This is a genomic window from Streptomyces daliensis, assembly GCF_054782395.1.
The window spans coordinates 79,803-98,196 of record NZ_BAAGSO010000005.1 but is presented as its reverse complement, the minus strand read 5'-3'; the positions used below and the strand labels follow the sequence as shown (position 1 = coordinate 98,196).

The following is an 18,394-nucleotide window of genomic DNA, read 5'->3' as shown; positions in this document are numbered from 1 at the left end:
GGCGCGGGCTCTCGCGCCCAGCGCCCTGACCTAGGGTCAGCGGAGAGTCAGCGGGGGACGCCGGGCATGCGCTCGACCGCTTCCTTGGCCTCGACCAGATCCGCGCCGGTCACCTCGCGGTAGCGCTTGATCGCCTTGATCTTCTTGCCGCTCAGCGCCAGTTCGCGCACCTCCTGGAGGCGCGGGTCGGGGTCGTCGATGCCCAGGTGGTTCAGCGCCTGGTCGAGCCTGCGCTCGGTGCGGGCGATGCGGCGGTCGGCGCGGCGCCGCTGGCTCTCCACGCCACCGAGGACGAGTCCGAGGCCGACGACGGCGATGGCGAGTACGACCGCGAGTGTGCTGTCCATGGGGCGTGGTCCTCATCGGGCTGACGTGGCGTGACGTGGCGTGACGTGACGTACGGAGCGGAGCCGTGGTGCGTGCGTGCTCAGAGCATCATCTTGAAGCCCAGGTGCGAGGCTTCGAAACCCAGCCGCTCGTAGAAGCGGTGCGCGTCGACGCGGGTGGCGTCGGACGTGAGCTGGACCAGGACGCAGCCCTGACGGCGCGACTCCTCGATGGCCCACTCGATGAGCCGGGTGCCGAGGCCGTCGCCGCGCGCGTCCGTGTGCACGCGTACGGCCTCGATCAGCGCGCGCGTCGAACCGCGCCGCGACAGGCCGGGGATGACGGTGAGCTGGAGCGTGCCGACCGTGGCGCCGTCGCGTTCCGCGACCACCAGGTGCTGGTTGGGGTCCTTGTCCAGCCGGTCGAAGGCGGCGCGGTACACGGCCGGTTCGTCGGGGGACTCGCGCTCGGCGCCCAAGTGGTCGTCGGCGAGCATGCCGACGATGGCCGGGAGGTCCTCGGGAGTCGCGCGGCGCATGGTGAGCGGCGGCGCGGAGTCCGCGTCCGGCGCGGCGCGCGAGGGTGACGACGGTGACGAAGGCGCAGTGCTCATGATCGGCAGCCTACGCCCCGTGCTCCGGGCCCACACGGGGCCTGCGGAGGTGGGTGCGACGCGGTGCGTCGCTGGTGCGGTTCGCCGCCGTGCCCGGCTGCGGGCCGGGTTCGGCTGGTGTGGCCTTGGCTTGCTACGGGGGAGTGCGGTGGGTGCCGCTCCGGGTGCTGTCCGACCCCTTGTACGGGGCCGGTCGCCGTACTGGCGCCGTCGGGACCGCGCCCGCGTGAGCAGACCGGCTCCAGGGCGTGGGCTGGCGGGGGGCGACCGCTGCCGTGACGGGGTTGCGCGGATCGTGGTCGCTCCGCGTCGGTTCCGCGCCGTCGGGGTGGCGGAGCGTGTCGGCCGCGCAGGGTGTGTGGCCGGGCTCGTGGTGGCGCGTCCCTCAGCGGGTCGCGCGCTTCAGCCCAGGGCTACGGAGTAGGGCGCGAAGCGGCGGGTGATGTCGCCGGGGAGGTCGGGGGCCGAGTGGATCATGAGGGTGCAGGTGAAGTCGCCGGAGAGGCCGTGGGCGCGGAGCCACACGTCGAGTTCGGGGTGGCGGGAGTCGACGTCGAAGCGGATGCGGCCCGGCGCGTGGGTGCCGAGATCGGCGATGAGGGCCTGCGCGGTGGGGAGGTCCTCGGCGACGACGGGGCCCAGCACCGTCTCGTGCGTGTTGGGCCAGGCGGCGGCGAAGCCGGTGAGCGTGCCGTGCGCGGTCTCGGCGACGACGAGGCGGTCGGCGAAGGCGGGGAGGCGGGCGAGCAGTTCGGTGCGGTCCGTGCCGAAGGCGGGCGCGTCGAGCGCGATGATCGACGGGAGGTCGGCGGCCGTGGCGCGGCGCACGGGGACGACGGAGGCGGGCTCTTCGGCCGAGTCGTCAGCGCCGGAGAAGCCGGGGAAGCCGGGGAAGCCGGAGAAGTGGCCCCGCAGGGTGACGATGCTGCCGACGGCCGTGAAGCCCAACTGCTCGTAGAGGGGGCGGCCGTACACGGTGGCCGAAAGGAAGCACGGCAGGCCGCCGGACTCCGCGAGCGCGTGCTCCATCAGCCTGCGCCCGAGCCCGCGCCGTGCGTGGCGCTCGGCGACCAGGACCATGCTGACGCAGGTGAACTCGTTCCCGTACGAGGTGAGGACGTAGACGCCGATGAGGCCGCAGCCCTGATCACCGGGGGGCGCGTCCACGCCGTACCCCTGCCCGGCCGTGAGCAGCAGCCGCCACTTGTGCTCCTCCCGCGCCCAGCCCCTGTCCTCGGCGAGGTCGGCACACGCGGCGAGATCGGCGACGGAGAGCCTGCGGACGGGGAGCCCCGTGAGCGCGGCTGCTGAGGTGGGGGAAGACGACGTGGTCACGGGGTCAGGCTGTCTGATGAGCGGGGTCCGCTTCCACCGAATTTCGGTCATACGCGCGATCTTCCGCGCCTGCTTTCTCGCGCGTCACCGCCCGGCCGTCCTCCCGTTCCCGTGCGACGTGTGCCGTACGGGCTCCGCGTGCCGTACGGGCCCCGCCCGCCCCGCGTGCGGCGCGTGCCCCGCGTGCCGCCTCGCGCAGGCGGCGGCCCCTGCGGGTCGGGCCCCAGGGCTTGAGCACCGAGATCGCGGTCAGGAAGACGTACAGGGTCAGCGACACGACGGGCGGCGCGATCATCCCGGCGGCCCTGACCGTGCCGCCCTCGGCGCTGAGCGCGGCGGCGTCCTGGACGGCGGGACGGAACGCGAGGAGCGTCATCAGGGTCGCGGCGAGCGTGAGCCAGAACTTCGCGTACACCCACCGGTACCGCGCCAGCCCCCACGGCGTCCCCAGCGACAGCACGAGCCCGGACAGCAGCGACGTCAGCGCGATGGGCGCCAGCAGCCAGTCGGCGAAGACGCGCATGGAGCCGTAGGCCGCCGCGGCCTCGTCGGACGACGGCGGGGACAGCGCACCGGCGACGCCGAGCGCGAGCAGGCACAGCGAGATGCCGGGCCAGGCGACGGAGACGACGACGTGGACGACGAGGGCGGCTCTGCGTACGGGCCGCGAGAGAGGTTTCATGCTTTCCACCCTGCTGACACGTGCACGGGCGCGCGTCTGACGGCGGGAGTATCCGCGCGTACTCGGGGGCGAGTACACCCGAGTACACCTCTGTACGTCTCTGTACGCCTCTGCAAGAAGACGGGTGAGAGCACGCCCCGCACGCCTCTACCATCAGCCCCATGACGCGATCGACCCGGCTGCATCTCTTCGACCTCGACGGAACGCTGATCCACGGCTCCGCCGCCTCCGTGGAGATCGCCAGACAGCTCGGCCTGGAGCGCGAGATCCGGGAGCTGGAACGGGACTTCGCGGCGGGGGAGCTGACCCCGCCCGGCTTCGCTGCCCGCGCCCGCGACCTGTGGGACGAGTTGACGGACGCGCATGTCTCCGCCGCGTTCGAGGGGGCGCCGTGGCTCGGTGGCATCCGCGAAGTGTGGCGGGATATCCGGGCGCGCGGGGAGCGTTGTGCGGTCATCTCGCTGTCGCCGGATTTCTTTGTCAGCAGGCTGCTGGCGTGGGGTGCGGACGCGGCTTATGGTTCCCGGTGGCCGGAGGTTCCGTTCCGCGAACCGCTGGACCCCGCCGGGATTCTGTCGCCCGCCGCCAAGGTCAAGATCGCGGACGAACTCTGCGCGAAATTCGGGGTGCGGAGGTCGGACTGCGTGGCTTACGGCGATTCGCTCTCGGACGCCGAGCTGTTCGCGGCCGTGCCGGTCTCTGTGGCCGTCAATGCGGACCGGCATGTCAGCGGTATCGCCTCGCACAAGTACAGCGGTCGTGATCTTCGGGAGGCATACGGACTCGTCTGTTACGGGCGGTAATTCTCCGCTTAGTGGCCCGAATCACGGAATTCGCTGGAACCGTGGACGGGACTTGTGCAGTGAAGCCATAACGGTATGGTCGACTCCGCATCGGGCGGTTACGGAATCCACGGCCGATGTCGCAGTGTCACAGGGGGTCGAATTACCGACACGTTCCGATTGCGGAAGTGTGCAGACTGTCCGGAAGATGTTCGAGGCGAGGCAGACCATGACCACCACGTCAGCCGGTAACGGGGCGTCCGCCGATGACAGCGGCAGCGGTGAAAGCGGCGACTGGGGATGGTTCACCCCGGCGAAGGCCAAGGGCGAGACCGAGGGGGAGGGGGGCACGGGCGCGGGTGAGCGCGAACGTGAACGCGAGCGCGACGGCGGGGAGATACCGAGCCGGCCTGTGAGCGCGATACGTCCCGTCGGCTCCGGTGCCGAGCGTGCCCGCAGGGCGCCGGGACCGGAGCAGGGGGCCGGTACGGGTACGGGTACGCCGGGCCCGGCGTCCGCCTCGGCCGACGTGCCCCTGCCGACCGGCGCGCCCGCCTCGGCGACCGGCCCGCACGCGCCCGAACCGCCCGCGCGCCGCGTGCCCGAGCAGTCCCGCGGCCAGGCGTCGCCCGAGCACTCCCGCGCCGCCGAAGGCCGGGCGCCGCGCGCCCAGGCCGCCGCGCACGCCCCGGCGCAGGCGCTCGAGTCCACCCCCGTACCCGCGCAGGCGTCCGGCTCCGCGTCCGCGTCCGCGCCCGCACCCGCACCCGCACCCGCGCGCGATGCCACGGAGGCCCAGCGTCCGGGCCAGGCGCCCCCGCCCGCACAGCCGTCGGTGCCGCTCCCCCGCGCGGCCTCGTCGACGGACGGCCCGGCAGCCTCCGCCACGAACGCCGCGACGAACGCCGACGTGCGCGAGCCCTCGCGCGACGCGCTCCTCATCCGCCGCACGATGGACGAGATCGAGCCCTCGGCGGACGCGGTCACCGCGTACTTCTACGCCCTCCTCTTCGTCCAGCACCCCCAGTTGCGCGACCTCTTCCCCGCGTCCATGGACACCCAGCGCGACCGCCTCTTCAGGGCGCTGCTGACGGCCGTGAAGCTGGTCGACGACATCGACACGCTCACCGAGTACCTCTCCCACCTCGGCCGGGGGCACCGGAAGTACGGGACGCGCGCCGAGCACTACCCGGCGGTCGGCGAGTGCCTGCTCGGCGCCCTCTCCCAGTACGCGACGCGCACGTGGGACGACGAGACCGAGGGCGCGTGGGTGCGCGCGTACACCACCATCTCGCAGGTGATGATCGACGCGGCGGCCGACGACGAACACCGCGCGCCCGCCTGGTGGAACGCCGAGGTCGTCTCGCACGAGCAGCGCACCCCGCAGATCGCGGTGCTCACCGTGCGGCCCGACCAGCCGTACCCCTTCCTCGCCGGGCAGTACACGAGCGTCGAGACGCCCTGGTGGCCACGCGTGTGGCGGCACTACTCCTTCGCCTCCTCGCCACGCGCCGACGGGCTGCTCACCTTCCACGTCAAGGCCGTCCCCGCGGGCTGGGTCTCCAGTGCGCTGGTGCACAGGGCGCGGCCCGGCGACGTGATCAGGCTCGGGCCGCCCGGCGGCACGATGACGGTGGACCACGCCAGCGACAGCGGCCTCCTGTGCCTCGGCGGCGGCACGGGCATCGCGCCCATCAAGGCGCTGATCGAGGACGTGGCGCAGCACGGCAGGGCGCGGCCCGTGGAGGTCTTCTACGGCGCGCGCAGCGACTACGACCTCTACGACCTGGACACCATGATCCGCCTGGAGAAACAGCACAGATGGCTGTCGGTGCGCCCCGTCATCTCCGACGGCCGCGCCGGACCCTCCTCGGCGCGCTCGCTGGCGGGCCAGCTCCCCGACGCGGTGCGGCAGTACGGGCCTTGGGGCTCCTACGACGGCTATCTGTCCGGGCCGCCAGGAATGATCCGCAGCGGTGTGGACGCTCTGGTGGGGGCCGGTATCCCCACCCACCGGATCCGGCACGATTCCCTCGACGAACTCGTCGCCACCGCAGACTAGGCGGGCACGGGCACGGGCACGGGCACGGGCACAGACGCACGGGCACTGGACGGTACGAGGACGAGCGCGAGCGGGGAAGGAAGCGGCGTGGCAGACGCTGAGGCAGCCGGGCACGAGCCGGGGCACGAGGCCGGGCACGAGCCTGTGCATGACGCGGGTCGGGACGCGGGGCACGAGTACGGCCCGGAGCGCGCCCACACGGGTGCGGACGACGTGCGTGACGCGCCGCAGGGCGCGCAGGAGGCGAGGGGCCACGACGCCCCCGGCCCCGGTGCGTACGCCCGTGACGCGGTCCGACGCCCTGGCAGCGACGGCGAGCACGCGCTCCAGGAGCGGCTGGGCACGGCCGAGCGGGCCGCGCGCTTCTACGACGACCAGGTGCTGGACCATCTGAACGCGCGGATGCGGGAGTTCACACAGCGCCAGGAGATGTTCTTCCTCGCCACCTCGGACCGCAACGGCGAATGCGACAGCAGCTTCCGCGCGGGCCCGGCGGGTTTCCTGCGCGTACTGGACGAGCGCACCCTCGTCTTTCCCGAGTACCGGGGCAACGGCGTGCACGCCAGCCTCGGCAACATCCAGGAGAACCCGCACCTGGGCATCATGCTGATCGATTTCGTACAGGCCCGCATCGGACTGCACATCAACGGCCGTGCCGAGCTGGTGGAGGACGCCGAGATACGCGCCTGGCACCCGGACCTCCCCTCCGACCCGGTCCCCGGGCGGCGGGCGCAACTGTGGGTGAGGGTCGAGGTGGAGGAGGCGTACATCCACTGCGCCAAGCACATCCCGCACCTCCAGAAGGCGCCGAAGCGCACGGCGCGCGACTGGGGCACCGACGACTACAAGCGCAAGGGCGGCGACTTCTTCGGGGCCGCGCGCGGCGGCCGGAACGGCGGCGAGCGGAAGCACCGCAGGAGCGCGCCGACGGCACCAGCGCCAGCGACCGATCCCGAGCCCGCACCCGCGCCTCCCGAGCCGCAGCCCGTGAACGGGACCGTCAGCGGCGGCCTGCCGCAGAGCCCGCCTCCGGACCTGGTCCAGGCGCAGCAGCGGACGCCTCCCCCACTGCGGCCCGAGCAACCTGCACCGGCACCGTCCGGGTCGCAGCAGCCCCAGCTCACGTCGGCCCCCGAGACGCTTCCGCTGACGCTGCCGAGGCCGGCGTCCCCGCCCCGCCCCACCCCGGCGTCCGCACCCGCAGCCGCACCCGCAGCCGCACCCGCGTCCCCGCCCACCGACCCCGAGGCGTGGCGGCAGGAAGCGCAGCGCGCGCTGGCGGAGGCACAGCGCAGGGCGGCGGAGGCGGAACGGACGACACCGTTCCAGGGCTGGTTCGGCTGACGGCCGACCCGCCCACCAGGTGCGGGTGTCCGGCCGTCAGCCCAGGTCGGGCGCGAGGAGGGCCTTGACGCCCTCGATGTTGGCGTCGAGATAGTCGCGCAGCGAAGGCGGCACCACCTCGACCGAGGCGATGCCCTCGCGCGTGAACGGGACCCGCACGATCTCGTACTCCCCGCACGGCTCCTCGACCTCGGGCCCGTGCCGACGCGAGAGGTCCATCGAGGCGAGACGGCACACGAAGAAGTGCTGCACCTTCACGCCGTGCGCCGCGTGGTGCGCTGAGTGGTGGACGGTGTCGACGAAGGCGGGCACCACATCGGTGACCTTCGCGCCCAGTTCCTCGTCCACCTCGCGGTGCAGCGCTTCGACGACGGTGGCGTCCACGTCCGGCTCGACGCCGCCGCCCGGAGTGATCCAGTACGGCTCGCGGCCAGGCTTGGTCCGTTTGATGAGGATCAGATCGGGAGGGGGCGCGGCCTCGGCGCCGGGGGAGCGGAGCGGGGAGTCGGGGGACGGTATGCGGCCCGCACGGCTCTCGTCACCATCGAGGAGGATGGCGCGTGCGGTGCGCTTGACCACGGGACGCTCTTGGGCCATGGATGAGGTTTCGCCCGTCCGGCGGAGGATCAAACCCGGCCCCCGCGCCGCGCGGACGTGCGGCTACGCGCCCGCGCGCTCTCCGTCGCGACGAGACCGCCCCACGCCCACGCCCCGCCCCATGTCACGGCTCCCCACCGGGCCCGGTCACCAGTCACCTGCCGCGCGCAGCAGCCATTCGTGGGCGCGGGCGATGTGCGGATGTGCCAGAGTCCCGACCCGTACGGACAGGAAGTACGTGCGCAGCGGCGGCACCGGCGGATCGTGCAGCGCCACGACCTCGCCCGCGTCGAGCGCGTCCGTGCACAGATAGCGTGGCAGCACCGCCATCCCCGCGCCCGCCGTCACGCACTGGAGCACCGCGCGCAGATCCGGCGCGATCACCGCGCCCGACGCGGTGGGCGGGGTGTCGAAGACGGTGCTCCAGTAGCGCGTCAGCAGCGGCATGCTCTCGTGCACGGAGATGACGGGCACCCGCTCCAGCGACCGCGCGCCCTTCGCGCGTACGACGGCGGGACCGCCCAGCCGGGCCGCCCAGCGGGGCGCGGCGACGAGCACGTGCTCCTCGTCGCACAGCGGCGTGGCCGTGAGCAGTTCGCCGCGCGGGCGGTGGGTGCTGATGGCGATGTCGTGGTGCCCGGCGGCGAGCCCGTCGAGGCTCTCCTCGGCCGGGCCGAACGCGATGCGCAGCGTCAGGCCGTGCTCGACCAGCGGGGCGAGCGCCGGCAGCGCGCGCAGGGAGGTGAACTCGGGCGGGCCCGTCAGATGCAGCGTCCGCTTCGCTGAGTCCTCGTCGAGCCCGCTCTCGGTGATCTCCAGCAGCGCGTCGAGGTGCGGCGCGACCTTGTGCGCCAGCTCCTCCCCCACGGTGGTCGGCGTCACCCCGCGCGCCTGCCGCAGGAACAGCGGCCTGCCCAACTGCCGCTCCAGGCTCCTGATCTGTCCGGTCACGGCGGGCTGCGAAAGGCCCAGCAGAGCGGCGGCGCGGGTGAACGACCCGGCCCTGTGCACCGCGAGGAACGTGCGCAGCAGGGCCAGATCCATAGCGCCTCCGGGCGGCCACCCGGTAGGGATGACCCTCACTTCGGTCACTGACAGTGCAGCAACGATAAGTATTCCGATAGGTCTGTGTCGATACTGTGATTGGACACTGACGCTGGGTCAACTAGCCTTGTACGCGCGGTTCTTCGCGCGTTGAACCGCCCGGCGGTTCGAGGCATGAGGGGGGAGCCTCGAACCGCCCGCGCGTGTGGGGGGCACCCGCGCACGCCAAGGCCCCACCCGCGAACGGGTGGGGCCTTTGGTGCCCTGGCCGGTCGCCGGGCCGCCGCCGTGGCGGGCGGCCCAGGACCGAAGGTGGCGGATCGCGCCGGATCAGTCCAGGTCCATGCCGCCGAAGAGGATGGACTTGCTGATGACCCGGTCGTTGTCCTCGATCTCCGTGTTCTTCTTGTTGACCGTCTTGTGGTAGCTGCCGTGGCCGTGGTGCGGCGGGCCCTCACCGGCGTGAGCGGAGACCGCGCCGAAACCGGCGAGACCCAGAACGGCGACACCGACGATGATGGGGCGAGCGACAGAACGCATGGGGAAAGCCTTCCGACGGGAAATGGAGCACGGACAATGTGCCCGTTGTCGGAGGTGTATTTCCCACAAGCCACGGGGCTTTTATGAGATTTCCCCGAGATGGCGTCAATGGTCTGATAAAAGCACCAATCGACTTCCGTGCCCGTTCCCGTCGTGACGCGTCAGTCGGCCATCGGCAGATAGACCTTGTTGCCCGCCGCCGCGAACTCCTCCGACTTCGCGAGCATGCCCGCCCTGACCTCCTCCTCGCTGAGCGTGCCGTCCTGGTCCGAGCCGAACTGCTCGGTAATGCTGCGGCTGATCTTCATCGAACAGAACTTCGGCCCGCACATCGAGCAGAAGTGCGCCGTCTTCGCGGGCTCGGCCGGGAGTGTCGCGTCGTGGAAGGAGCGGGCCGTGTCCGGGTCGAGGGCCAGGTTGAACTGGTCCTCCCAGCGGAACTCGAACCGTGCGTCCGAGAGCGCGTCGTCCCAGTCCTGCGCCCCGGGGTGGCCCTTGGCCAGGTCGGCGGCATGGGCCGCGATCTTGTACGTGATGACGCCGGTCTTCACGTCGTCGCGGTCCGGCAGCCCGAGGTGCTCCTTCGGCGTGACGTAGCAGAGCATCGCCGTACCCCACCAGCCGATCATCGCGGCGCCGATGCCCGAGGTGATGTGGTCGTAGGCGGGCGCGATGTCCGTGGTGAGGGGGCCCAGGGTGTAGAAGGGGGCCTCCTCGCAGACCTCCTGCTGGCGGTCCACGTTCTCCTTGATCTTGTGCATCGGGACATGCCCCGGGCCCTCGATCATGGTCTGCACGTCGTGTGCCTTGGCGACGCGGTTCAGCTCGCCGAGGGTGTCCAGCTCGGCCATCTGCGCCTCGTCGTTGGCGTCGGCGATCGAGCCGGGGCGCAGCCCGTCACCGAGCGAGAAGGTGACGTCGTACGTGCGCAGGATGTCGCACAGCTCCGCGAAGTGCGTGTAGAGGAAGCTCTCCTGATGGTGCGCCAGGCACCAGGCGGCCATGATCGAGCCGCCCCGCGAGACGATCCCGGTCTTGCGGCGGGCCGTCAGCGGCACATAGCGCAGCAGCACGCCCGCGTGGACCGTCATGTAGTCGACGCCCTGCTCGCACTGCTCGATGACGGTGTCCTTGTAGACCTCCCAGCTCAGCTCCTCGGCCTTGCCGTCGACCTTCTCCAGCGCCTGGTAGAGGGGGACGGTGCCGATGGGGACGGGGGAGTTGCGCAGCACCCACTCGCGCGTGGTGTGGATGTTGCGGCCCGTCGAGAGGTCCATGACCGTGTCGGCGCCCCAGCGGGTCGCCCACGTCATCTTCTCGACCTCCTCCTCGATGGAGGACGTGACGGCGGAGTTGCCGATGTTGGCGTTCACCTTCACCAGGAAGTTCTTGCCGATGATCATCGGCTCGATCTCCGGGTGGTTGACGTTGGCCGGGAGGACGGCGCGGCCCGCCGCGATCTCGTCGCGCACGAAGCCGGGCGAGCACTTCTCGCGTACGGCGACGTACTCCATCTCCGGCGTGATCTCGCCCCGCTTGGCGTACGCCAGTTGGGAGACCGAGGCCCGCTTCCCCTCGGGGCCCGCGCCCTCCCGGCCGCGCCGGGGCTGGCGGGGGCGGCCAGGGAAGACCGCGTCGAGGTTGCGCAGCCCGCCGCGCGGCGAGGTGTGCTTGAGCCCGTCGTCCTCGGGCCGCAGTTCACGGCCCGTGTACTCCTCGGTGTCGCCCCGCTCGATGATCCAGTTCTGCCGCAGCGGGGCCAGTCCGCGGCGGACGTCGGTGTCGATCTGGGGGTCGGTGTACGGCCCCGACGTGTCGTAGAGCGTCACGTCGTGGCCGTTGGTGAGGTGCACGCGCCGGACCGGTACCCGGATGTCCGGGCGCGATCCGTCCACGTAACCCTTGTGCCAGCCGATCCGGCGCGGCTGCTGCTCCGCGCCCCCGTCGGCCTCGGCGGACCCGGCGGACAGCGTCCGCCCCGTCCGCTCCTCAGTGGTGGCAGGCGTGCGTGCGTCCTGCGTGGTCATGAGACCCACTCCCTACGCCGGCATTACCCGGTAACAGGTTCGGCGGTCGACGCAGCCTTCTGCGGTAGGTCCGCATCCGCTGTCGGATGCGACTACGCAGGTCAGCGCCCTCTCAGCCCCGTGCTCGGAGCTCCCGCGATGTGTGCAAAGGCGACTCCACGCTAACGGCACACGTGCGGCCTTGAACAGGGGACCCGGACGTTCTTGCGATGATCTGGCGGTGACCCCGACACCAGAGCCCCACTCCCAGAGCCCCGGACCCGGCCACGCGCACACCGATGGGCACGGCCACGGGCACGGGCACAGTCACGCCCACGCTCACGGGCCCGCAGCGCCCGTGTCGCGGCATCTGCGCAAGGTGATCGGCGCGGTGCTGATCCCCTTCGCGGCGGCCATCGTCGTCGGGCTCGTCGTGCTGTGGCCCGGCGGCACCCCCGGGCACGGGCACAGCGGCGTCGGCTTCGACCGGCCCACGTTCCCGGCCAAGGTGACCGAGGTGGCCCAGGTCGACTGCAAGGACGTCAACGCGCAGCAGCCCGCGCAGCAGGGCGACTCCGCCTCGGGCGGCGCGCAGGGCGGGGCCGGGGCGGGCGGCGCGAGCGGGGGCGGCAGCGGCGGACAGGCCAGCGCCGCGTGCCAGAAGGCGACGATCGAGGTCACCGGGGGCAAGGACAAGGGCCACACGTACACCGAGGTCGTCACCCCGGACTCGACGCGCAAGCTGTCCGCGGGCCAGGAAGTGGTGGTCGCCTACGCGGAGAAGGCGCCCCGCTCCCTCCAGTACAGCGTCACCGACGTCGCACGCGGCGTCCCCGTGACCGTGCTGGCCGGGATCTTCGCGCTCGCCGTCGTGGTCGTGGGGCGGCTGCGCGGACTGCTGGCGCTCGCGGGTCTCGTCGTCAGCTTCGCCGTGCTCACCCTCTTCATCCTCCCCGCGATCCTCCAGGGCTCGAACCCGCTGCTGGTGGCGGTGATCGGCGGCAGCGCCATCATGCTCGCGACGCTCTACATGTGCCACGGACTCTCCGCGCGCACGTCCGTCGCCGTGCTCGGCACGCTCGTCTCGCTGCTGCTGATCGGGGTGCTCGGCTCGGTCTTCATCGGCTGGGCCCATCTGTCGGGGAACACCGACGACCAGACGAGCCTGGTGCACGGGCTCTATCCGGACATCGAGATCCAGGGCCTGCTGCTCGCCGGGGTGCTCATCGGCTCGCTGGGCGTGCTGGACGATGTGACCGTCACCCAGACCTCGGCCGTCTGGGAGCTGAAGGAGGCCGATCCGGAGGCGAGCTGGCGCAAGATCTACGGCGCCGCGATGCGCATCGGACGCGACCACATCGCCTCGGTGGTCAACACCCTCGTCCTGGCCTACGCGGGTGCCGCGCTGCCGCTGCTGCTGCTCTTCTCCATCGCGCGCAGCAGCGTCTCCATGGTCGCGACCAGCGAGGTCGTCTCGGAGGAGATCGTCCGTACGCTCGTGGGCTCGATCGGCCTGGTGGCCTCCGTGCCCGTGACGACGCTGCTCGCCGCGCTCGTCGTCTCGGCCGACCGGCACCGCGCGACGCCCTCGGCGCCCGCCGCGTCCTCGGCACCTGGCCCAGCTGCTGGCGGGCCCGCGTCCACACCCGCATCTGGGCCCGCTTCCGCACCCGCGCCCGGCCGCGCGGGCTCCCGCGTCACCAGTCGCCGCGGGAAGAGGAGGAAGCCGAAGTGAACCGGCGCACCAGGTAGATGACGCCGCCGACGAGGGCGACGAAGAGCAGCACCTTGAACAGCAGCCCGACGAGGAAGCCGACGAGGCTCGCTATCAGCCCGCCGAACACGACAATGGCGATCACCGGTATCGCCACCCACTTCACCCACCACGGCAGCCCCGTGAGCAGTCCCTTGGCATCCATGCGCTGTTACCCCTGTCTCCGTCTGTGTCCGTCGGATCGCGACCGGCCGCCCGCGACGTCTGTCACCTTCTGCCTTCCAGGCTAGGTCGCCGCAGGTCGGACCGGGAGAGGCTCCGTCCCCGGTCCTCCCCTGACCCTGACCCCGACGCGACCCTGACGCCAGCTCGACCGCGTCCCTCAGCCGTCGGCACGCGCCGCTCAGCCCCGGGGACGCGCCGCTCAGCCCTCGGGCGGGGAGAAGACCACCATGACCCGCAGGTCCTCGGAGATGTGGTGGAACTTGTGGGGCACACCGGCGGGCACATAGACCACGCTGCCGCGCGCCACGTGCGTCGTCTCCGTCCCGACCGTCAGCGATCCGCGCCCGCTGACGACGAAGTAGACCTCGTCCTGCTTGTGCGGCTGCTGCGGATCGGCGCTGCCCCTGTCGAGCGCGTAGAGGCCGACCGACATGTGCCGCTCACGCAGAAATTGCAGGTAAGCGCCGTCATTGGCGGCACGCTCCGCCTCCAGCTCCTCCAGCCGGAACGCCTTCACGCCTGGCCCACCCCTCGTCCCTCGACTTGTGTCCCGTACCGCTTTTCCTGCGACGATCACAGTATGACGAACTTCCTCATCAAGACGCTCGCCAACGCAGCGGCCCTCGCCGTCGCCATCTGGCTCGTCGCCGACATCACGCTCACCGGCGGCGGCACCGGTCAGAAGGCGCTCACCCTGGTCCTGGTGGCGCTGGTCTTCGGCCTGGTGAACGTCGTGGTCAAGCCACTCGTGAAGCTGCTGTCCCTGCCGCTGCTGATCCTCACCCTCGGCCTGTTCACGCTGGTCATCAACGCCCTGATGCTGCTGCTGACGTCCTGGCTCTCCGACAAGCTGGACCTCAGCTTCCACGTCGAGGGCTTCTGGACCGCCGTGCTCGGCGGCCTGATCATCTCCATCGTGTCCTGGGCGCTGAACATGGCCCTGCCCGACAAGGACTGACCGCACGCGCCGGGAGCAAGGCCACCCGCACCCCGCACCCCGCACCCCGCACCCCGCACCCCGCACCCCTCGCCGAGGATGGAGAGCATGTACAGCGTCTGTTTCGTCTGCACCGGCAACATCTGCCGCTCGCCCATGGCCGAGGCCGTCTTCCGTGCCCGCGTCGAGGAGGCCGGTCTCGACGATCTCGTCACGACCAGCAGCGCGGGCACCGGAAGCTGGCACGTCGGAGACCCCGCCGACCCCCGTACGTCCGCCGCGCTCGGCGCCGCGGGGTACGAGCTGGACCACACGGCCCGCCAGTTCGGTCCCGCGGACTTCGCGGAACACGATCTGGTCATCGCGCTGGACGAGGGCCACGACCGCGAGCTGCGGTTCATGGCGCCCACGCGCGAGGCCGCGGCGAAGGTCAGGCTGCTGCGCTCCTACGACCCGGAAGCGTCGGAGCACGACGGCTACGGGCTGGACGTCCCCGACCCGTACTACGGCGGCACCACGGGCTTCGACGAGTGCCTGCACCTGGTGGAGGCGGCCGTTCCGGGGCTGGTCGCCGAGGTGGCCGCCGCCATGGAGGAGCGCGAGGAGCTGCGGGGCGCGGGGTGAGCGGCGTGCCCGAGCGGCTGTACGCGCGCGTCGCGGGGTTGCTGGACGGTGCCCCCTCCGGAGCCGGGAGCGGAACCGGAACCGGAGCCGGAAGCGGAGTGGCCGGAAACGGCGTCTCCGGGGCCGGGTCCGGGCTGCGTGCGCTCCGGGGCACTCCGGTCGGCGGCGGCGACATCTGTGACGCGTATCACCTCACCTTCGCCCGCGAGGACGGCGATGGCGGCGGCGACGGCGACCGTGGCAGCGACCGCGAAACCCCCGCCCTCTCCGTCTTCGCGAAGACCCTCCCCGGCGCACCCCCCGCCTTCTTCGAGGCCGAGGCGCGCGGGCTGGCCCTCCTCGCCGGTACGGGCGCGGTCGCGGTGCCCGCCGTGCTGGGGTACGACGACGAGGTGCTGGTGCTGGAGTGGGCCGAGCCCGGCGCGCCCACCCCGGAGGCCGCCGAGCGCCTGGGCCGCGACCTCGCCGCGCTGCACGGCACGCCGGCCGACGCGTACGGCACCCCGGGACGCCCCGCCTACCTCGGCTCGCTCCCCCTGGACTCCCCCGGCCCCGCCGACGCCGTGACGGACCCGGCCGACTGGCCCGCCTTCCACGCCGAGTACCGGCTGCTGCCCTTCCTGCGGCGCGCCGTCGACAACGGCGGCATCGGCCCCGGCGATGCGCGTGACGTGGAGCGGCTGTGCGAGCGGATCGACGAGGTCGCGGGCCCGCCGCAGCCGCCCGCCGTCATCCACGGCGACCTGTGGTCGGGCAACGTCCACTGGACGGCCCCCTCAGCCCTCTCCGCGCCCTCCGGGGAAGGGGACGGCCGCGCCCGCCTCATCGACCCCTCGGCCCAGGGCGGCCACCCGGAGACCGACCTGGCCCTCCTCCAGCTGTTCGGCTGCCCGCAGCTCTCCCGTATCCTCGCCGCGTACGAGGAGATCCGGCCTGTTCCTGGGCGGGTCGAGCGCGTACCCCTCCACCAGTTGCAGCACCTTCTGGTGCACGCCGTCCTCTTCGGCTCCGGCTACGGCGCACAGTGCGGTGCGGCGGCGCGGGCGGCACTGGGCTGACCGCCGACGGTCCGCAGGACGCGGGACCGCGAAGCAGAGAGCATCCGCACATGAGCACTCCCGAACACCCAAGCGCCGAGAGCAGCCCCCGCGAGGAGTTCGCCAGCACCGGCACAGGCCCCGCCGACAGCGACGGCGACGCCACCCGCGTCGTGCGCGCTGGCCTCCCCGAGGAGGAGCCCTACGCGCCGCCCCTCCCCGGCCCGGTCTTCGCCGCGCACTACCACCTGCCGGGCGACCCGGCCGGTGCCCCGTACGCCTACGGCAGGGACAGCAACCCCACCTGGACGGGCCTGGAGCGCGCCATCGGCGAGCTGGAGTCGCCCGGCGACGACCGCGTCGAGACCGTGGCCTTCGCCTCCGGCATGGCCGCCATCTCCGCCGTCCTCCTCTCGCAGTCCCGTCCCGGCTCGGCCGTGGTGCTGCCCGACGACGGCTACAACCTGCTGATCCCACTGCGCGAGCGCCTGGAGGGCTTCGGCGTCGAGGTGCGCACCGCGCCCACCGCGGCCGACGCGCAGCTGGAGCGGCTCGACGGCGCCTCCCTGCTGTGGATCGAGTCCCCCTCCAACCCGGGCCTCGACGTCTGCGACATCCGGCGGCTGGCCGAGGCGGCACACGAGCGCGGCGCCCTCGTCGCCGTCGACAACACCCTCGCCACCCCGCTCGGCCAGCGCCCCCTCGCCCTCGGCGCCGACTTCTCGGTGGCCAGCGGCACCAAGGCGCTCACCGGGCACGGCGACGTGCTGCTGGGCTATGTGACCTGCCGCGACCCGGAGCTGGCCGCCTCCGTACGGCACTGGCGCAAGATCGTCGGCGCCATCCCGGGCCCGATGGAGGCGTGGCTCGCGCACCGTTCGCTGGCCACCCTGGACGTGCGCACCCGGCGCCAGGCGGGCAACGCGCTCGCCGTCGCCGAGGCGCTGGGCGCGCGCCCCGAGGTGACCGGGGTCCGCCACCCCGGGCTGCCGGGCGACCCCGCGCACGAGCAGGCGGCGCGGCAGATGCACCGCTTCGGCTGCGTGGTCTCCTTCACGCTGCCCGACAAGGACTTCGCCGAGCGCTTCCTCGCCGGGCTGCGCCTCGTCGACGACGCCACCAGCTTCGGCGGCGTCCGCACCACAGCCGAGCGGCGCGGTCGCTGGGGCGGGGACGCGGTGCCGGAGGGCTTCATCCGGATGTCGGTGGGCGTGGAGGACGCGGCCGACCTCGTCGCCGACGTACGGCGCGCGCTGGACGCGGCTGCCGGGTGACCCCGTCGACGGGCGAGGGGTGACGGCCTTACCCTGGCCGCCTCGCCAAGCCCCCCGGCCCCGAGCCGTGCTCAGTCGGGCTGGTGGTCGGGGCCGCCGTAGTCGGGGCTGGAGAAGTCCGGGCTGGTGTAGCGGGGCCTGACGCTCTTCTCGCCGCTCTTGGCCTCCGAGGACGTGCGGCTGGAGAAGTCCGGGTGCGAGTAGCCGAGCCGCGGCGTGCGCTGCTGCGGTCCCGGTTCCTGTGACCCGGACTGCCCGGACTGCCCGGTGGCGAGATCGTCCCGTACGTACGCCGCGGGCGCCTGCCTGGAGCCCTGCGGGTCCGCCAGCGCTTCCCGCAGGAAGGGCAGGATGCCGCGCTCCAGCAGCGCCTCCCGCCACAGGCCCCGCGCGCGGTCCACTTCGTCGGCGAGTGCGGCCCCAGGGCCCGCGGCCTCCTCCTTCGCCCTGATCGAACTCGACCCGTTGCGCAGCGCGGTGAGCCACAGCGCCGTCATCGCCACGACGGCCCCCGCCGCCGCCAGGACGGCGAAGACCAGGCCGATGTCGCGCATCGGCTCGGCGACGGCGGGCTCGGGCGTGACCATGTGGAGGAGATAGCCGAGCAGCAGGAAGATCAGCGCCGCCGTTCCCGCGAGGACGGGCGCCAGCACGGAGAGCATCGCGGCGAGCCCGGCCCCCGCCGTCTCGACCAGCCCCTCGCCCACGGCACCCGCGAGCCCGACGCCGCCCTCCGCCTCGCCCGCGCGCCCGGGGCCGCCCTCGGCGGAGCCGCCGTCGGACTTGGCCGCGCCGCGCTGCTGCGGGGCCGCTGAGGCGGGCAGGTTCGCCAGGTGGCGCATCTCCTCGCGCAGGCGGACGAAGTGCTCGTACTCGACGGCGGCGCAGGCGGCGATCGCCGTGGCCGCGCTGAGTGCCATCGTGCGCAACTGCTCGGCGTTGAGACGCTGGCCGATCGCCGCCGTGTCAGGACGCCGGTGGGCGTGACGCAGTGCCTCGTCGAGGGCCCGCTCGAACTCGGGCCGGTCCTCTAGCCGCAGATGCGGAGCGCTGTTCATGTGCATCCCCCGATGCTCCGTAGGGCCGTTGCTGGCCGGTCGACGGGCGGGGCGGCCGCGACGGGCGTCAGGAACCCGTCATGGCAGAACCGATGGTAAAGGGCTTCCGGCACTCCGTGACAGGTGGTTTCCCTAAATTGGCCCCCCGCGCTGTCCCGTACGGCTTCGTGCCCCGCACGTCACTTCCGAGCTA

19 protein-coding genes are annotated in these 18,394 nt (G+C 72.5%); 8 read left to right on the top strand and 11 right to left on the bottom strand.

All coding sequences use genetic code 11. The annotated features are described in order from the left end of the window. Positions 1–47: 47 nt before the first annotated feature. The 4 genes from ACYVOO_RS01175 to ACYVOO_RS01160 all read right to left on the bottom strand — a co-directional run bounded on the left by ACYVOO_RS01175 (position 48) and on the right by ACYVOO_RS01160 (position 2,957). Positions 48–347, bottom strand: coding sequence for a ribosomal protein L7/L12 (locus tag ACYVOO_RS01175; RefSeq protein WP_461013790.1), 300 nt, complete (start codon positions 345–347; stop codon positions 48–50). Between the two features lie 80 nt (positions 348–427). After that, complete coding sequence (locus ACYVOO_RS01170; protein ID WP_453344471.1) at positions 428–865, bottom strand: GNAT family N-acetyltransferase; 438 nt, start codon at positions 863–865, stop codon at positions 428–430. Positions 866–1,342: 477 nt separating this feature from the next. Then, a complete protein-coding gene (locus ACYVOO_RS01165) occupies positions 1,343–2,275 on the bottom strand; it encodes a GNAT family N-acetyltransferase (protein ID WP_461013789.1) in 933 nt (310 codons plus the stop codon). A gap of 4 nt (positions 2,276–2,279) precedes the next feature. After that, positions 2,280–2,957, bottom strand: coding sequence for a DUF2269 domain-containing protein (locus tag ACYVOO_RS01160; protein ID WP_461013788.1), 678 nt, complete (start codon positions 2,955–2,957; stop codon positions 2,280–2,282). A 161-nt stretch (positions 2,958–3,118) separates the two neighbouring features. Here ACYVOO_RS01160 and ACYVOO_RS01155 point away from each other — a divergent pair, with 161 nt between their 5' ends. From ACYVOO_RS01155 to ACYVOO_RS01145, 3 genes are all read left to right on the top strand, one after another. Further along, positions 3,119–3,760: an HAD family hydrolase gene (locus tag ACYVOO_RS01155; RefSeq protein WP_461013787.1), complete on the top strand. Its 642-nt coding sequence runs from the start codon at positions 3,119–3,121 to the stop codon at positions 3,758–3,760. A 208-nt stretch (positions 3,761–3,968) separates the two neighbouring features. Next, entirely contained in the window at positions 3,969–5,801 is a 1,833-nt protein-coding gene (locus tag ACYVOO_RS01150) for a globin domain-containing protein (protein WP_461013786.1), read from the top strand. 87 nt (positions 5,802–5,888) lie between these two features. Continuing rightward, on the top strand, positions 5,889–7,145 hold the full coding sequence (locus tag ACYVOO_RS01145; RefSeq protein WP_461013785.1) for a pyridoxamine 5'-phosphate oxidase family protein: 1,257 nt from the start codon (positions 5,889–5,891) through the stop codon (positions 7,143–7,145). Positions 7,146–7,181: 36 nt separating this feature from the next. Here ACYVOO_RS01145 and ACYVOO_RS01140 read toward each other — a convergent pair whose 3' ends face one another. From ACYVOO_RS01140 to thiC, 4 genes are all read right to left on the bottom strand, one after another. Then, on the bottom strand, positions 7,182–7,742 hold the full coding sequence (locus ACYVOO_RS01140) for an NUDIX domain-containing protein (RefSeq protein WP_453344310.1): 561 nt from the start codon (positions 7,740–7,742) through the stop codon (positions 7,182–7,184). A gap of 147 nt (positions 7,743–7,889) precedes the next feature. Beyond that, complete coding sequence (locus ACYVOO_RS01135; protein WP_461013784.1) at positions 7,890–8,786, bottom strand: LysR family transcriptional regulator; 897 nt, start codon at positions 8,784–8,786, stop codon at positions 7,890–7,892. A 330-nt stretch (positions 8,787–9,116) separates the two neighbouring features. After that, complete coding sequence (locus ACYVOO_RS01130) at positions 9,117–9,326, bottom strand: hypothetical protein (RefSeq protein ID WP_461013783.1); 210 nt, start codon at positions 9,324–9,326, stop codon at positions 9,117–9,119. A 161-nt stretch (positions 9,327–9,487) separates the two neighbouring features. Next, positions 9,488–11,353, bottom strand: a complete 1,866-nt coding sequence (thiC, locus tag ACYVOO_RS01125; protein WP_461013782.1) for a phosphomethylpyrimidine synthase ThiC — start codon at positions 11,351–11,353, stop codon at positions 9,488–9,490. A 220-nt stretch (positions 11,354–11,573) separates the two neighbouring features. Here thiC and ACYVOO_RS01120 point away from each other — a divergent pair, with 220 nt between their 5' ends. Continuing rightward, positions 11,574–13,067 (top strand): YibE/F family protein, encoded by a 1,494-nt coding sequence (locus tag ACYVOO_RS01120; RefSeq protein WP_461013781.1) that lies wholly within the window; start codon positions 11,574–11,576, stop codon positions 13,065–13,067. On the opposite strand, the gene ACYVOO_RS01115 is transcribed toward ACYVOO_RS01120, so the two are convergent. Beyond that, complete coding sequence (locus ACYVOO_RS01115; RefSeq protein ID WP_461013780.1) at positions 13,030–13,251, bottom strand: DUF5326 family protein; 222 nt, start codon at positions 13,249–13,251, stop codon at positions 13,030–13,032. The two genes, ACYVOO_RS01120 and ACYVOO_RS01115, sit on opposite strands and share 38 nt — an antisense overlap. Before the next feature lie 219 nt (positions 13,252–13,470). Further along, positions 13,471–13,788 carry a cupin domain-containing protein gene (locus tag ACYVOO_RS01110; protein WP_461013779.1) on the bottom strand — a complete coding sequence of 106 codons (318 nt, stop codon included), beginning with the start codon at positions 13,786–13,788 and terminating at the stop codon, positions 13,471–13,473. Positions 13,789–13,851: 63 nt separating this feature from the next. On the opposite strand from ACYVOO_RS01110, the gene ACYVOO_RS01105 reads away from it, so the two are divergent. The 4 genes from ACYVOO_RS01105 to ACYVOO_RS01090 all read left to right on the top strand — a co-directional run bounded on the left by ACYVOO_RS01105 (position 13,852) and on the right by ACYVOO_RS01090 (position 17,143). Beyond that, on the top strand, positions 13,852–14,229 hold the full coding sequence (locus tag ACYVOO_RS01105; RefSeq protein ID WP_453344317.1) for a phage holin family protein: 378 nt from the start codon (positions 13,852–13,854) through the stop codon (positions 14,227–14,229). An 87-nt stretch (positions 14,230–14,316) separates the two neighbouring features. Next, a complete protein-coding gene (locus ACYVOO_RS01100) occupies positions 14,317–14,832 on the top strand; it encodes a low molecular weight protein-tyrosine-phosphatase (protein ID WP_461013778.1) in 516 nt (171 codons plus the stop codon). 98 nt (positions 14,833–14,930) lie between these two features. Beyond that, on the top strand, positions 14,931–15,890 hold the full coding sequence (locus ACYVOO_RS01095; RefSeq protein ID WP_461013857.1) for a fructosamine kinase family protein: 960 nt from the start codon (positions 14,931–14,933) through the stop codon (positions 15,888–15,890). Positions 15,891–15,940: 50 nt separating this feature from the next. Further along, on the top strand, positions 15,941–17,143 hold the full coding sequence (locus ACYVOO_RS01090; protein WP_461013777.1) for a cystathionine gamma-lyase: 1,203 nt from the start codon (positions 15,941–15,943) through the stop codon (positions 17,141–17,143). Positions 17,144–17,214: 71 nt separating this feature from the next. On the opposite strand, the gene ACYVOO_RS01085 is transcribed toward ACYVOO_RS01090, so the two are convergent. Continuing rightward, complete coding sequence (locus ACYVOO_RS01085) at positions 17,215–18,207, bottom strand: hypothetical protein (protein ID WP_461013776.1); 993 nt, start codon at positions 18,205–18,207, stop codon at positions 17,215–17,217. Positions 18,208–18,394 lie beyond the last annotated feature (187 nt).